14 protein-coding genes are annotated in these 15,651 nt (G+C 60.8%); 6 read left to right on the forward strand and 8 right to left on the reverse strand.

From position 1 onward, the window contains the following. Nucleotides 1–63: 63 nt before the first annotated feature. Nucleotides 64–591, reverse strand: a complete 528-nt coding sequence (locus AC4PS6_RS01595; protein WP_014717336.1) for a helix-turn-helix domain-containing protein — start codon at nucleotides 589–591, stop codon at nucleotides 64–66. A gap of 160 nt (nucleotides 592–751) precedes the next feature. Between AC4PS6_RS01595 and AC4PS6_RS01600 the strand changes: the two genes are divergently transcribed. Next, nucleotides 752–1,534 carry an aldolase gene (locus AC4PS6_RS01600; RefSeq protein WP_014717335.1) on the forward strand — a complete coding sequence of 261 codons (783 nt, stop codon included), beginning with the start codon at nucleotides 752–754 and terminating at the stop codon, nucleotides 1,532–1,534. A 30-nt stretch (nucleotides 1,535–1,564) separates the two neighbouring features. Continuing rightward, nucleotides 1,565–2,443 (forward strand): dihydrodipicolinate synthase family protein, encoded by an 879-nt coding sequence (locus tag AC4PS6_RS01605; RefSeq protein WP_019817812.1) that lies wholly within the window; start codon nucleotides 1,565–1,567, stop codon nucleotides 2,441–2,443. A 48-nt stretch (nucleotides 2,444–2,491) separates the two neighbouring features. On the opposite strand, the gene AC4PS6_RS01610 is transcribed toward AC4PS6_RS01605, so the two are convergent. Then, nucleotides 2,492–2,824, reverse strand: a complete 333-nt coding sequence (locus tag AC4PS6_RS01610) for a YegP family protein (protein WP_014717333.1) — start codon at nucleotides 2,822–2,824, stop codon at nucleotides 2,492–2,494. 168 nt (nucleotides 2,825–2,992) lie between these two features. Here AC4PS6_RS01610 and AC4PS6_RS01615 point away from each other — a divergent pair, with 168 nt between their 5' ends. From AC4PS6_RS01615 to AC4PS6_RS01625, 3 genes are all read left to right on the forward strand, one after another. Further along, nucleotides 2,993–3,532, forward strand: a complete 540-nt coding sequence (locus tag AC4PS6_RS01615) for an RNA polymerase sigma factor (protein ID WP_019817813.1) — start codon at nucleotides 2,993–2,995, stop codon at nucleotides 3,530–3,532. Next, a complete protein-coding gene (locus AC4PS6_RS01620; protein WP_032903204.1) occupies nucleotides 3,529–4,497 on the forward strand; it encodes a FecR family protein in 969 nt (322 codons plus the stop codon). Before AC4PS6_RS01615 ends, AC4PS6_RS01620 begins: the two co-directional genes overlap by 4 nt. A gap of 126 nt (nucleotides 4,498–4,623) precedes the next feature. Then, the gene (locus AC4PS6_RS01625; protein WP_032903205.1) at nucleotides 4,624–7,185 is read left to right on the forward strand and encodes a TonB-dependent receptor; all 2,562 of its coding nucleotides are present in this window, start codon (nucleotides 4,624–4,626) and stop codon (nucleotides 7,183–7,185) included. Between the two features lie 621 nt (nucleotides 7,186–7,806). Here the strand turns inward: AC4PS6_RS01625 and AC4PS6_RS01630 are convergent. From AC4PS6_RS01630 to AC4PS6_RS01645, 4 genes are all read right to left on the reverse strand, one after another. Next, entirely contained in the window at nucleotides 7,807–9,024 is a 1,218-nt protein-coding gene (locus tag AC4PS6_RS01630) for a class I SAM-dependent methyltransferase (RefSeq protein ID WP_336826886.1), read from the reverse strand. A gap of 207 nt (nucleotides 9,025–9,231) precedes the next feature. After that, nucleotides 9,232–9,849: a TPM domain-containing protein gene (locus AC4PS6_RS01635; RefSeq protein ID WP_032903207.1), complete on the reverse strand. Its 618-nt coding sequence runs from the start codon at nucleotides 9,847–9,849 to the stop codon at nucleotides 9,232–9,234. A gap of 31 nt (nucleotides 9,850–9,880) precedes the next feature. Continuing rightward, nucleotides 9,881–10,609: a TPM domain-containing protein gene (locus AC4PS6_RS01640; RefSeq protein WP_032903209.1), complete on the reverse strand. Its 729-nt coding sequence runs from the start codon at nucleotides 10,607–10,609 to the stop codon at nucleotides 9,881–9,883. Nucleotides 10,610–10,627: 18 nt separating this feature from the next. Next, on the reverse strand, nucleotides 10,628–11,239 hold the full coding sequence (locus tag AC4PS6_RS01645; protein ID WP_014717327.1) for a LemA family protein: 612 nt from the start codon (nucleotides 11,237–11,239) through the stop codon (nucleotides 10,628–10,630). A gap of 241 nt (nucleotides 11,240–11,480) precedes the next feature. Between AC4PS6_RS01645 and bglX the strand changes: the two genes are divergently transcribed. After that, on the forward strand, nucleotides 11,481–13,772 hold the full coding sequence (gene bglX, locus AC4PS6_RS01650; RefSeq protein WP_336826885.1) for a beta-glucosidase BglX: 2,292 nt from the start codon (nucleotides 11,481–11,483) through the stop codon (nucleotides 13,770–13,772). Nucleotides 13,773–13,901: 129 nt separating this feature from the next. Here bglX and AC4PS6_RS01655 read toward each other — a convergent pair whose 3' ends face one another. Continuing rightward, complete coding sequence (locus AC4PS6_RS01655) at nucleotides 13,902–15,059, reverse strand: phospholipase D-like domain-containing protein (protein WP_003189367.1); 1,158 nt, start codon at nucleotides 15,057–15,059, stop codon at nucleotides 13,902–13,904. Nucleotide 15,060: 1 nt separating this feature from the next. Next, nucleotides 15,061–15,642 (reverse strand): YceI family protein, encoded by a 582-nt coding sequence (locus AC4PS6_RS01660; protein ID WP_003189365.1) that lies wholly within the window; start codon nucleotides 15,640–15,642, stop codon nucleotides 15,061–15,063. Between the last annotated feature and the right edge of the window lie 9 nt (nucleotides 15,643–15,651).

Below are 15,651 nucleotides of genomic sequence, written 5' to 3' on the forward strand. Positions count from 1 at the left end.
GATAAACCGCTATCGCAGGCAAGCCAGCTCCCACATTGACTGCATTTCAAGTCGGGATCAGCCTCATTCCTCAGCGCTGTGCACCACCACTAGCAACTGCGCCTGCACCTCTCCCACCGAGCGAATCCGGTGGGGTTTCTGCGCGTTGAAATGCAGCGCATCGCCGCGCGCCAACAGCACGCGCTCACTCATGAAATCCACCTCAACCTGGCCTTCATGCACGAATAAAAACTCCTCCCCCAGGTGCTCCTTGAAGGTCTTGTCGGTGAACTCCGCCGGCGGATAAATGATGAACGGCAGCAGGCTGCGCTCGCTGACTTGGTGGGCAAGCACCGCATAACCCGGCGAGGTGTCGGGCCGCTCATGGCTGCGCACCAGGCTGTAGCTGTCGAGGCTGACGTTGTCTTCGCTGAACAGCTCTTCGACCTTCACGTTCAGAGCCTTGGCCAGTTTCAATGCCGCGGCGATGGAGGGCGTATTGAGCCCGCGCTCGACTTTCGACAGGTAACTCTTGGTCATCCCGGATTTTTCGGCCAGGGCCTCCAGGGTTACGCCAAGTTTTTTTCTTAATATTTTCAAGCGGATAGACATTTGCTGCGGTTAATCCATGCAGAAAGCGATGAGACAGGCTTGCCAATGACACAAAGTGTCATATAGCATCTTTAGTGTCATTTGCACTCACCCAACGACCTTGCGAGCAGCGGGCGACCAGCAAATCCGACGTCCATTGAACCATCCAAAGGACACCGATATGGCCAAGACATTAGCACTCCCAAAAGACCAACTGGTCAAGCAAGCACTGAGCCAGATGCAAAACAGCCTGGCAGATAATACGTGGACCGACCGGCAAAAGCTGGCGCTGACCTGCCGAATCCTGTTCGAGTACGGCCACGACTCCGGCCTGGCCGGGCAGATCACCGCACGTGGGCCGACGCCCGGCACCTACTACACCCAGCAACTGGGCCTGGGCTTTGATGAAATTACCGCCAGCAACCTGCTGCTGGTCAACGAAGACCTCGAAGTACTGGAAGGCCATGGCATTCCCAACCCCGCCAACCGTTTTCACACCTGGGTGTACCGCGGCCGCCCGGATGTAAACTGCATCATCCACACACACCCCACGCACATTGCCGCGCTGTCGATGCTGGAAGTGCCGTTGCAGGTGTCGCACATGGACCTTTGCCCGCTGTACGAAGATTGCGCGTTCCTGGAGGCCTGGCCCGGCGTGCCGGTGGGCAACGAAGAAGGGGAAATCATCACCACGGCCCTGGGCGACAAGCGCGCCATCCTGCTCTCGCACCACGGGCAGTTGTCCACCGGGGCCAACATCGAAGAAGCCTGCGTGATTGCGCAACTGATCGAACGGGCTGCCAAGTTGCAGTTGCTGGCGATGTCTGCGGGCAGCGTCAAACCGATCCTGCCGGAGCTGGGGCGCGAGGCCCATGACTGGATCTCCAAGCCCAAACGCCACGGCGCCGCGTTCAACTACTACGCCCGGCAAAACCTGCGCAAGCACGCCGACTGCCTGAACTGATTGTCCCCCTTTTCGACCGGAGTTTTTCCCATGTCCAACCCAACCATTCACGGCATTATCGGCTACACCATCACCCCCTTCAGTGCCGACGGCCAACGCGTTGACCTCGACGCCCTCGGGCACTCCATCGACCGCTTGATCAACAGCGGCGTCCACGCCATTGCGCCCTTGGGCAGCACGGGCGAAGGCGCTTACCTGAGCGATGCCGAGTGGGATGAAGTCAGCGCCTACAGCATCAAGAAAGTCGCCAAGCGCGTGCCGACCATTGTCAGCGTGTCCGACCTGACCACCGCCAAAGCCGTACGCCGCGCCCGCTATGCCGAAGAGCACGGCGCCGATGTGGTCATGGTGCTGCCGGCCTCGTACTGGAAACTCAGTGACGCGGAAATCCTCGCTCACTACGCCGCCATCGGCGACAGCATCGGCGTGCCGATCATGCTCTACAACAACCCGGCCACCAGCGGCACCGACATGTCGGTGGAGCTGATCCTGCGCATCCTCAAGCAGGTCGAGAACGTGACGATGGTCAAGGAGAGCACTGGCGACATCCAGCGCATGCACCAGTTGAAACTGCAAAGTGACGTGCCGTTCTACAACGGCTGCAACCCGCTGGCGCTGGAAGCCTTCGCGGCTGGCGCCAAAGGCTGGTGCACCGCGGCGCCGAACCTGATCCCGCAACTGAACCTGAGCTTGTATCAGGCCGTACTGGCCGATGATTTGAACAAGGCGCGGGAGCTGTTCTACCGACAGTTGCCCTTGCTGCAATTCATCCTCAAAGGCGGGCTGCCGGCGACGATCAAGGCCGGGTTGCGCTTGACCGGGTTGGAGGTGGGTCATCCGCGCTTGCCGGTGTTCCCGTTGGGCGAAGCAGGGATCGGACAGCTCAAAGCGTTGCTGTCATCGGTATAAAAAACGCCCGGCTCTCGCGAGCCGGGCGTAGGCCTTCTTGCACAACCGTCAGGTCTTGTCCTTGATAGTGACACTGGAACCATTGGTCTTGACGCTGGCAATGCCATTGTCTCGTGCGGCTGTAGAGGTGTACTGCTCACTGCTGCCGATCACTTGATGATTGGCCGCCTTGAGGTTGAAGAACGGTTGGCCGTTGCTGGCCACTTTTTTCTCATAACGTTCATCATGTGGGCTGTTTGCCTGCACTGAAGCAATGCCGGCTTCAGTAGCACCGCGGGTGGTGTAAAGCTCGCTGGTCAATATGGTTTCTGCGTTCGCCGCCTTAAGCACGAAACGAAACTGCCCGTTACTGCTTTTACTCAACTCATACCATCCAGCCATGACTTTCTCCTTTGAGTGGGATATCGCTCCCAAACTTGTAGGATTAAAGGCCATGCCCCAATTTTTTCCAGCCAAACACGGGAGATCTATTTAGCTGGAGACAAATGACAATAATTCTCGATATCATTCGCGACTTTTCCACATCGTGCTTCGTCAAGAAGGGTATCCATGTCTCGTCCCCAGCCCGACCCGTCGTCGGCCGATGCCTGTCGCGGGTTTTATGCAGACATTCTGTATTTCCTGCGCAAACGCACGGACAACGCCAGCGATGCGGCAGACATGGCCCAGGATGTGTTTACCCAATGGCTGGGCTACCGCGACCGGGCCAAGGTCGAGCAGCCACGGGCGTTTCTGTTCCAGATGGCACGCAACCTGCTGCGCGACCACTGGCGTAAACAGAAGGTACGGCAAATCGTCCACCCTGATCACGCCGAAATGGATGCCGAGCCGGTCACCGACGAGCACAACGACCCTATGGCCGCCGCCCTTCGCCTGCAACGCCTGGAACAGTTGAAAGAAGTCCTCGCCGAACTCTCGCCCCGCCGGCGAGAAGCCCTTATGCTGCACCGCTTCGAAGGCTTGAGCCAGGCGCAGATCGCAACGCGCATGGGCATCTCCACCAGCATGGTGGAAAAGCACATCGCCTTTGCCCTGCTGCACTGCAAGCGACGCCTTCAACCCGACACCGGCACGGAGCAGCCAGAATGAACCGCCCGAGCGACACAAACGCGCTGGACAGCCAAGCGAGCGATTCCATCGATGCCCAGGCCGCCAGTTGGTTTGCACGCAACCGCAACGAAGTAAGCCGCGCCGACCGTAAAGCCTTTGCTGCCTGGCAGGCGGTGCCCGACCATGCGCGCGCCTATGCCGAATTCGAACAGTTATGGGCCGACCTCGCCCAGTTGCAACAACTGAACAAACCGTTGGCACTGCCCAAGCGCAAGCCCGCTTTGTGGCGCCCTGCCCTGGCGGTGGCCGCTGCCTTGGTGTGCGCCGTGTTGGCGACCTCTATCGGCGCACCGCGCGAGCTGTATCACAGCCAGGTTGCCACCCAGGCCAAGGGCATGCGCACGTTGAATCTGCCGGATGGCAGTACCTTGTATGTGAATGCCAACACCCATATCCGCGTGGACTTCAGCGCCCATCTACGGGTGCTTCACCTGGACAAAGGTCAGCTGTACCTCGAAGTAGCCGCCGACAAGGAACGCCCCCTCTACGTGCAAGCCGGCGAGTCGAGCGTACGGGTGGTGGGCACTGCTTTCGATGTGCGCCGAGGGCAGCAGCAATTGGTGGTCAGCGTTGCCCATGGTCAGGTCGCTTTCGCGCCCAATGGCAAAAGCCCCGTCACCCTGCTCGGCGCCCAGCAACGGGCCTCATACAACTACGCCAAAGGCACCGTGCAACCGCAAAGCCTCAGCGCCGAAGAGGTCGCCGATTGGCGCAGCGGGCACTTGTCGTTTCGCAATCGAGAGCTGGCCAGCCTGATCGACGAACTGAGCCTGTACCGTCCACAGGCGTCGTTGCAGGTGAGCAAGGCCGTGGCGCAACTCAAGGTTTCGGGCAACCTGGATGTGAATGACCCGGACGCCCTGCTCAATGCCTTGCCCGCGCTGTTGCCGGTGAAAACCGTACTCTCGGCGGACGGCATCATGAGAATCGAGCCAAGCAAATAGGCGGCAACATCACACATGAGAATATTTTGCATTCGCATGTGTGGTTTTTTTTGCCTGCCCCGTCTTCCTCCTGTCCGTGTTTGATACGCACACCTTTTTGGCTATTTAGCCGCTCCGGGGGATTTCATGTTTCGCGCGCCTTGTCACGCTTCGCACCTGTTTCTTCGACCGACACTCCTGGCTACGTGCCTGGCCTTGAGCCTCAGCGCCGAAGCCGAGTCGTTCAAGCTGCACCTGCCTGCCCAGTCGCTGGCCACGTCCCTGAGCCAGGTGGCCCAGCAGGCGAAAATCCAGCTGCTGTTCGATGAAACCCTGCTCAAGAATGTGCAGGCCCCGGCGCTTAACGGTGACTACACCCCGGAAGTGGCCATCCGCTCCCTGCTCAAAAACGGTGAACTCATCCTGCTCAAGGTCGGCAGTACCTACGTGGTGCGCCCCGATGAGGGTAAAACCACCACCACCGGTGGGGCAATCCAGTTGGACACCTTGAGCGTGATCGGCACCGGCAACGAGGTGAACGCCAGCACCGTCAACCGCTCCACCCTGACCCAGGCCGACATCGACCGTTACCAGTCCAATAACATTCCCAGCCTGTTGCAGACCTTGCCCGGTGTCAGCCAGGGCGGCTCGCTGAAACCCGGCGGCCAGACCATCAACATCCGCGGTTTCGGCGATGCCGAAGACGTGCCGCTGACCGTTGACGGTGCCACCAAGACGGGCTTTGAGCGTTACCAGCAAGGTACAGTGTTTATCGAGCCCGAGCTGATCAAGCGCATCGAAGTGGAAAAAGGTCCCAACTCGCCGTTCACCGGTAATGGCGGCTTCGGCGGCACGGTCAACATGGTCACCAAGGACGCCCCGGACCTGCTCAAGGACGGCCGCAACAGCGGTGCGATGCTCAAATATGGCTACTCCAGCAACGACCATGAGCAGGTCTACAGCAGTGCCGTCTATGGCCGTACCGACGACGGCCGTTTCGATGCGCTGGCCTACCTGACCCAACGCGACGGCGGCGATATGAAAGTGGCCGCCAAGTTGCCCAACGACAACAATGAGTACCCGATCAACCCTCAGCGCCTGCCCAACAGCGCCCAGGATGTGGACGGCAAGCTGTTCAAGGTCAACGCGCACTTTACCGATGAGCACAGTGTCGGGCTGTCATACTCGCGCTCCCACAGCAACCGCTGGACCCCGTTTTCCGCCGCCAGTTACCCCACGCCGCCAACCCAGTTCAACATCGATCGCTACGGCTACGAAGGCGCGTTGAAGCGTTTCCTCGCCCACCGTGACACGGTCGACACCACCTGGTCGGGCAAGTATGAATACCAGCCGCTGGACAACCCGCTGGTGGACTTGACCGTCAAGTACTCACAGTCCAACACCGAGCAGACCGATGAGCGTGACGCCACGGCGTTTTTCCAGTTGGCCACCGGCGGGCGCAAGATGGACACCGCCTACACCGACAAGCTCCTGGACATCCGCAACGTCAGCCTGTTTGACACCGGCCCCTTGCAGCATGCCGTGACGGTCGGCGGGCAAATCCGCAAGCACACCCGCGAAACCGAGATGTGGATGCCCGGCGCCACCTACAACACGCCGCGCTACAACTACGGGCACTTCCAGCCGGGCTTCATGCCCCACGGCAAAGTCGATACCAACAGCTTCTTTATCCAGGACGCGGTGACCTTGGGCGACGTGACGATCACGCCTTCGCTGCGCTACGACCATGTGCGCAACCGCGGCGAAGGCAACGATGCGCCCTACTACAACAACCCCAGCCCGGCAGTGGGTCACGACTACAGCGACCGCACCTACACAGGTTGGTCGCCACGCCTGGCGCTGTTCTGGACCGTGACGCCGAACGTGGGGCTGTTCGCCAACTGGAGCCAGACCTGGCGCGCCCCGGTGATCGACGAACAATACGAAGTGCAGGGCGTGGGCAGTCGCACCGCCACCAGCGTCGACCTGGACCCGGAGCGCATCACCTCGATCACCCTGGGCAACATCACCAGCTTCGACAACCTGATCGCCCAGGACGATAACCTGCAACTGCGCACCACCCTGTTTCACAACAAGGTCGAAGACGAGATCTTCAAGGCCACCGGCGTGGGCTGCCAGAACCAGGCAGTCAATGGCGGCAGCATCGCTTCAGCTTGCCCGCCTGGGCCGATGTCCAACTACCGCAATATCGGCAGCCTGACCATCAAGGGCGTTGAGCTCGAATCGATTTACAACTCCACCTACCTGTTTGGCTCGGTGTCGTTCGCCTATGCCAAGGGCCAGCACCAAGGCGCCTACACCAACCCTTGGGGCCCGGACGTAGCCGCACGAGACATCCCGCCGACCAAATGGGTGCTGGTACTGGGTACCCACATCCCGGCCTGGGATGCCCAGGTGGGCTGGATGGGCCAGTTCATCGGCGCCACCGACCGCCTGCCCAGCGACAAATACTCGGGCGGCCCGGGCTCCAGCGTCGGCGATCTGTTCTACGACCAGTACGGCAACAAGCGCTACAACACCCAGGGCCTGTTCGCCAAATGGACACCGCAGCAGGCGTACCTCAAAGGCACCGAGGTGAACTTCACGGTAGACAACCTGTTCAACAAAAACTTCCGCCCGGCCTTGAGCGGCGACCGGGCGTACACGAAAGGGCGTGATGCGAAGATCAGCGTGACGCGTTTCTTCTAAGCACGCACGTATTCCAACTGTGGGAGCTGGCTTGCCTGCGATAGCCAAAAGTATCTACACAACGCTGTAACGGTCGACGATAACCACGATGCGAAGCGAGCCGCTCTTGATCTTGATCTGCTTTTGATCTCAAGCGCCCCGTCAAACCACGCTGGCCGGAATTCGACAGGGATTTGGGGGGTAAACCGGCAGGGATGCCGGTTTAGCCGCCCCGCGCCATGGATGGCGCGTGGCGGCGGCCCCCCAAATCACTGGCGGATTACGGGCACACCGAGCCTAAGCGAGGTGCCGAGTGGTGGGGCAAGAGCGTTTTGCTTACTTTTGTCTGGGCCGGCATTCCGGCTTTTCAAAAGTGAGCCGCTGTCAGAGCGGAACCCTAGGTGGCCGTTACCGCAGGAATGGATATACACACAATCCAACGGTGTTGACTGCCAGGCCGCCTTCGCGAGCAAGCCCGCTCCCACAGTTGGATTGTGGGGTGTCAGGCAGATAGGCGTCGGCTGTCAGGCCGCTATCGCAGGCAAGCCAGCTCCCACATTTGGATCGTGGGGCGTCAGGTAGATATGCGCTGGCCGCCGGGGCCGTCACGGGAGCAAGCTCCCACAGGGAACCGCGCCCATTTCAGGCCAGGTAGCCATCCCCGCGCAACAGGGTTTCCAGGCAGTGCTCGGTGATGTGATAGAACGCCTTGAGCTCCTGGATTTTTGCCAATAGCTGCGCGTTGTCCACAGGCTCGGCACGTTTGACCGCCAGGATCATCTTGTTCTTGTTCGTGTGTTCCAACGAGATGAACTCGAACACCTTGGTCTCATAGCCACAGGCTTCAAGCAACAATGCACGCAGGCTGTCGGTGACCATTTCTGCCTGCTGGCCCAGGTGCAGGCCGTATTGCAGCATCGGCTTGAGCAACGCCGGACTCTGGATCTGCAGGCGGATCTGTTTGTGGCAGCACGGCGAGCACATGATGATCGACGCACCGGAACGGATGCCGGTGTGGATCGCGTAGTCGGTGGCGATGTCGCAGGCATGCAAGGCAATCATCACGTCCAGCTCACTGGGCGCCACGCTGCGTACATCGCCGCATTTGAACACCAGCCCCGGGTGTTCCAGGCGTGCGGCGGCGCTGTTGCACAGGGTGACCATGTCTTCACGCAACTCGACACCGGTGACCTCGCCCTCGGCCTTGAGGGTATTGCGCAGGTAATCGTGAATGGCGAAGGTCAAGTAGCCCTTGCCCGAGCCGAAATCGGCGACACGCACCGGGCGGTCGAGCTGCAACGGCGACGACGTCAGCGCATGGCTGAACACTTCGATGAACTTGTTGATCTGCTTCCACTTGCGCGACATCGAGGGGATCAGCGCCTGCTTGGCGTCGGTCACGCCCAGGTCGGCGAGGAACGGCCGGCTCAGGTCGAGGAAGCGATTTTTTTCGCGGTTATGCTCAGCCGAAGGCGCCTCGCGCAGTTGCTGCGGTTTACTTTTGAACAGCGAGCTTTTGTTCTTCTTGCTGTATTCCAACTGGGCTTCGTCGGTCAGCGCCAGCAAGTGCGCGTTCTTGAACGCGCTGGGCAACAGCTCGCCGATCGCCGCAACGCCGTCGTCCAAGGGGAAGTTCTTGGTGATATCGCGGGTCTTGTAGCGATAGACGAACGACAGGCATGGCCGGTCCTTGACGACTACCGGCTTGATGATCAGCCGCTGCAACTCGGCTTCCTCACCGACGTACTTGGCCAGCACCAGCTTGATAAAAGCGTTCTGGGCCAGGCTTGCGCTCAACAGTTCGATGAACTGGGCATGATGATCCGGCGCAGGGCGGGCAGGTTGAGCGGTGACGGACATGAACAAAAACGCCTCGGGTAAAGAATGCCGGGCATTTTAGGCGGGATGGGGGTTCAGGGCACGGGGTTATTTGATCAACGGTCAATCAACCCGAATAAGGATGCTGCCTTGTGTGGGAGCTGGCTTGCCTGCGATGCAGGCCACTCGGTTAATCAGGCAAACCGAGGCGATGCCATCGCGGGCAAGCCCGGCTCCCACAGAAAGCAGTTATTCGAGTACGACCAGGCGATTGGGCAGTTCGTTGCGGGTGTGAGTAACGGGCACATGCACCTTGAGCAACTCGCCACAGGCTTCAACGCAGGCGATGAACCCGGCCAGCGTCTGCCCCTGTTTCACCTGCTGGGTAAACGCCTGGACAATAGCGTCCCAATTGCTGTCATCCAGGCGCTTGGAAATCCCCTCATCCACCAGGATCTCCACATAACGCTCAGCCTCGCTGACAAAAATCAGCACCCCGGTGCTGCCCAGCGTGTGGTGCAAGTTCTGCTCCAGAAACTGCCGCCGCGCCAGGTTGGACGCACGCCAGTGGCGTACCGAACGCGGGATCAGCCGAGTAGTGACCTTGGGCAAGCGGAACACCAGGCACAGCACAATGAACGTCGCCCACTGCGCCACCAGCAAGGTGTACATGGTCAGGTAACCCGACAGGTAATGCACCACGCCCGGCACCACCAACGCGATCAAGCTCGCCCACAGCAACGGAATGTAGGCGTAGTCGTCGGCGCGCGCCGCCAGCACGGTGACCAACTCCGCGTCGGTGGTTTTCTCGACCCGGGCGATCGCTTCGGCGACTTGGCGCTGCTCGTGTTCAGTCAGTAATGCCATGGTTGTAGATGCTCTATTCTCGTTATTGTCATTACCAGCTGCCCGAAGCCCCGCCACCGCCAAAACCACCGCCGCCGCCGCGGAAACCACCGCCACCGCCGCCCCCACCACCGCCGCGCCCGCTGCTGTTGAGAATCGCCAGCAGGATAGCGCCCACCGGCAAGCCCATGCGATTGCACAGCCACAGCACGCCGATCAGCAGAATAAACAGGCCGATGGAAAAACCGGGATTATCCATGGCGAAGTTCGCATCCGCCACATGAGCCGGCACCGCCAAGGGCTCACCGCCCACCACCTGGATCATCGCGGCCACGCCGTCGCTGATGCCCTGGCTGAAATTGCCGGCCTTGAACTTGGGCAGGATCACCTGGTTGATGATCACCCAGGATTGCGCATCCGTCAGCACGCCTTCCAGGCCATAGCCGACTTCGATGCGCAATTGGCGGTCATCACGGGAGACGATCAACAGCGCGCCGTTGTCCTTGCCCTTCTGGCCAATGCCCCACTGGCGGCCCAGTTGATAACCGTAATCCTCAATAGGCACGCCTTGCAGGTCGGGCACGGTGACCACCACCAGCTGGTCGCCCGAGGTCCGCTCCAGCGCCTGCAATTGCTGGGTCAGTTGCTCGCGCACCGCCGGGTCGATCATCTGCGCGCTGTCCACCACCCGCCCGGTCAGCGCCGGGAAGCTCAGTGCCGCCTGGGCCACGCCCACGCAGGCCAACAGCCACAGCGCCAGGCCTATCCGTAATAAACGCATCGACACCTCAGTGCAGCCTTATTTGAACTTCACTTGCGGCGCTTTATCGGCATCGGCGCTGGTGGCTTCAAACGTGGCGCGGATCGGCAAATCGCTGTACATCACGCTGTGCCACAGGCGGCCCGGGAAAGTACGGATCTCGGTGTTGTAAGCCTGTACGGCCTGGATAAAGTCACGGCGAGACACAGCGATACGGTTCTCGGTGCCTTCAAGTTGCGATTGCAAGGCCAGGAAGTTCTGGTTGGCCTTCAGGTCCGGGTAACGCTCGGACACCACCATCAAACGGCTGAGTGCGCCGCTCAGGCCATCCTGGGCTTGCTGGAACTGCTTGAGCTTCTCGGGGTTGTCCAGGGTGCTCGCATCCACCTGGATCGAGGTGGCCTTGGCCCGCGCTTCAATCACCGCGGTGAGGGTTTCCTGTTCGTGGGCGGCATACGCCTTCACCGTTTCCACCAGGTTGGGGATCAGGTCGGCACGGCGTTGATACTGGTTCTGCACCTGGCCCCAGGCGGCCTTGGCCTGTTCGTCCAGGGTCGGGATGTTGTTGATGCCGCAACCGCTCAGCACGCTGCTGATCAGTAACAGCGCCGCAGCCTTGAAGCCCCAGCGATAAGTGTGTGCTGCTTGCATAGTGTTTCTCCTGCCCGATCTGATGGAATGTGACGACTAACCCTATAAACCACGCGCTTGGGGCATAATCCGCCACCACTGGAATGCTTCGAGCCAATCAGCTACAAAGATGCCCAGCGCGAAAAAGAGTTCAGAGTGTGCTGCATTTATCTGAACAACACCCGAACAACAATAGACGTTCCCCACATTTTGGCCGACAGCATCTCTCTGAATGCTGCGCAGTCGCCGAAAAAGGATATTCATGAAAAAGCTGTGTTTGCTCGGCCTTGTTGCCACTCTGGCCAGCCACCCCGTATGGGCAGAAACAAAGCCTGCTGCGCTTAACGACAAGGACGCCTTCGTCAGCGACCTGCTCAAGCAAATGACCCTGGATGAGAAGATCGGCCAATTGCGCCTGATCAGTATCGGCCCGGAAATGCCCCGCGAGCTGATCCGCAAGGAAATCGCCGCCGGCCGCATCGGTGGCACGTTCAACTCCATCACCCGCCCGGAAAACCGTCCAATGCAGGACGCGGCCATGCGCAGCCGCTTGAAGATCCCGATGTTCTTCGCCTATGACGTGATCCACGGCCACCGCACCATTTTCCCGATCAGCCTGGCCCTGGCTTCCAGCTGGGACATGGACGCCATTGGCCGCTCCGGGCGCATCGCCGCCCAGGAAGCCGCCGCCGACAGCCTCGACATCACGTTTGCGCCGATGGTCGATATCTCCCGCGACCCGCGCTGGGGCCGCACTTCAGAAGGTTTCGGTGAAGACACCTACCTGGTGTCACGTATTGCCGAAGTCATGGTCAAGGCGTTCCAGGGCACCAGCCCCGCGAATGCCGACAGCCTCATGGCCAGCGTCAAGCACTTTGCCCTCTATGGCGCGGTGGAAGGCGGGCGCGACTACAACGTGGTCGACATGAGCCCGGTCAAGATGTACCAGGACTACCTGCCGCCCTACCACGCGGCGATCAAAGCCGGCTCCGGCGGCGTGATGGTGGCGCTCAACTCGATCAACGGCGTGCCCGCCACGGCCAACACCTGGCTGATGAACGACCTGCTGCGCAAGGACTGGGGCTTCAAGGGCCTGACCGTCAGCGACCACGGCGCGATCTTCGAGCTGATCAAGCACGGCGTGGCCAAGGACGGGCGTGAAGCCGCCAAGCTGGCGATCAAGGCCGGCATCGACATGAGCATGAACGACTCGCTGTACGGCAAGGAATTGCCGGGGCTGCTCAAGTCCGGCGAGATCCAGCAGAGCGACATCGACAACGCCGTGCGCGAAGTGCTCGGTGCCAAGTACGACATGGGCCTGTTCAAGGACCCATACCTGCGCATCGGCAAGGCCGAGGATGACCCGGTCGACACCTACGCCGACAGCCGCCTGCACCGCGCCGAGGCCCGCGACATTGCGCGCCGCAGCCTGGTGTTGCTCAAGAACCACAACGACACCCTGCCGCTGAAAAAATCCGCGGCCATTGCCTTGGTCGGCCCGCTGGCCAAGGCACCCATCGACATGATGGGCAGTTGGGCTGCTGCCGGCCGGCCTGCGCAGTCGGTGACCCTGCTCGACGGCATGAACGCCGTGATCGGCGAAAAAGGCAAAGTGATCTATGCCCGTGGCGCCAACATCACCGGCGACAAGGCGGTGCTCGACTACCTCAACTTCCTCAACTTCGATGCCCCGGAAGTGGTGAATGACCCGCGCCCTGCCCAGGTGCTGATTGATGAAGCGGTGAAGGCGGCGAACAACGCCGACGTCATCGTTGCGGCGGTGGGCGAGTCCCGTGGCATGTCCCACGAATCGTCGAGCCGTACCGACCTGAACATCCCGCAAAGCCAGCGCGACTTGATCAAGGCCCTCAAAGCCACCGGCAAACCGCTGGTGCTGGTGTTGATGAACGGCCGTCCGCTGTCGATTCTCGAAGAGAACCAACAGGCCGATGCGATCCTGGAAACCTGGTTCGCAGGTACCGAAGGCGGCAACGCCATTGCCGACGTGCTGTTCGGCGACTACAACCCGTCGGGCAAACTGCCGATCACCTTCCCTCGTTCGGTGGGGCAGATTCCGACTTACTACAACCACCTGACCGTGGGCCGGCCATTCACCCCAGGCAAGCCGGGCAACTACACCTCACAGTACTTCGATGACACCACCGGTCCCCTGTTTCCGTTTGGCTATGGCCTGAGCTACACCACGTTCAGCCTGTCGGACATGGCACTGTCGTCCACCACGCTGAACAAGACCGGCAAGCTCGACGCCAGCGTCACCGTGAAGAACACCGGCAAGGTCGATGGCGAAACGGTTGTGCAGTTGTATATCCAGGACGTGGCCGGTTCGATGATCCGCCCGATCAAGGAGCTCAAGCACTTCCAGAAGGTCATGCTCAAGGCTGGCGAAGCGCGCACGCTGCACTTCACCCTCACCGAGGACGACCTGAAGTTCTATAACACCCAGCTCAAGTACGCAGCCGAACCGGGTGAGTTCAATGTACAGATCGGGTTGGATTCCCAGGATGTGCAGCAGCAAACCTTCGAACTGCTCTGATCTGAAGCTGTCAACACGGTCGCTGTGGGAGCTGGCTTGCCTGCGATACAGGCACCTCGGTTTGTCAGGTGTACCGAGGTGATGCTATCGCAGGCAAGCCAGCTCCCACAGTTGATTGAGTTGGCCCGACTAGCCGCGCCGATCCAGCAGGTTGACCACCAACCGATCAATCCAGCCCCACACCCGCTGCTTTACCCGCCGCCACAATGGCCGCGCCTTCCATGCCTCCAGACTCACCGCCTGGCTCTGGGCAAAGTCCGCTTCGAAACTGCCCACCACCGCCGCCGTCAATCCCGGGTCCAGCGCTTCAAGATTGGCTTCCAGGTTAAAACGCAAATTCCAGTGGTCGAAATTGCACGAGCCAATGCTCACCCAATCGTCCACCAGCACCATCTTCAGGTGCAGGAAGCACGGCTGGTATTCGAAGATCTGCACCCCTGAACGCAGCAGACGCGGGTAATAACGGTGCCCGGCGTAACGCACCGACGGGTGATCAGTGCGCGGCCCGGTGAGCAACAGTCGCACGTCCACGCCGCGCCCAGCCGCCCGGCGCAAGGCACGGCGCACGCTCCAGGTAGGCAGGAAGTACGGGGTCGCCAGCCAGATACGCGATTTGCTGCTGTTCAAGGCGCGAATCAACGATTGCAGAATGTCACGGTGCTGACGCGCATCGGCATACGCCACGCGACCCAGCCCCGGCCCGGTGGCGGGCACCTTGGGTAAGCGGGGCAAACCAAAATGGGTCGCCGGTTTCCATTCACGGCGCGCGGCGTTAGCGTGCCATTGCCGATCGAACAGGGCCTGCCAGTCCAGCACCAGCGGGCCGCTGATCTGCACCATCACTTCATGCCAGTCGGCGGTGTCTTGCCCCGGCGTCCAGAACTCGTCGGTGACACCGGTGCCGCCGACCACCGCAATGCGCTGGTCGATCAGCAGCAGCTTGCGATGGTCGCGATACAGGTTGCGCATCCAGCGCCGCCAATTCAGGCGGTTGTAAAAGCGCAGCGTCACGCCTGCGTCGGTCAAGCGCTTGCGCAGCCCAAGGGTAAACGCCAGGCTGCCGTAATCGTCAAACAGGCAACGCACCTGCACGCCGCGTTCAGCGGCCAGCACCAGTGCCTGCACCATGGCCTCGGCGCAGGCCCCGGCTTCGACCAGGTACAACTCAAGGTCAACCTGCTGCTCAGCCCGGGCGATGCCCACCAGCATCTGCGGGAAGAAATTCGGCCCGTCGATCAGCAATTCGAACTGATTGGCGCTGCGCCACGGGAACACCGCGCCGCTCATGTCAGCGCGCCGTGAAGATCAGCACCGCACCCACCGGCACCGACAAACTGATCGACTTGAGCCCCGCCGCCTTGCGCAAGGTAGCCACACCGGGCGCCAGGTCGAAATCTTCGGCATGCAGCACCACGGGCTCCAGGGTTACCACCTGGAAACGCCGCTCATCCAGGCGCGTGGCCAGCAGTTCGGCGCTGTAGGTCTGGGTCTTGCCGTGCAGCGTGACGCTCAAGGGCAGGCGCAATTCCAACTGCGCGCCGGATGCCAGGTCATTGATGGGCTGCAGATTGATTTGCGCGCTGATCTGCGCTTCGGGGAAGGTCTTGATCTCGAACAGCTCTTTACGCATGCGCTCGTCGCGCAGCGGGATGCCGCTGTTGATTGAGTCCAGCTCCACTTCCAGCCGAGCCGCACCTTTGGCGTCGACCTTGCCATGCAATACCAGGAAGCGCTGGACTTCAGCCACTTCGGTGTTTTTAGTGGTGACGAAGGACAGGCGTGAGGATTCGTTATCCAGGTACCAGTCGGCGTGGGCGGGCACGGCAGCACAGGTCAGCAGCGCGAAGACCAGAGGTTTGACATTGAACATAAAGACTCA

Source organism: Pseudomonas sp. DW-iso17, from assembly GCF_058725345.1.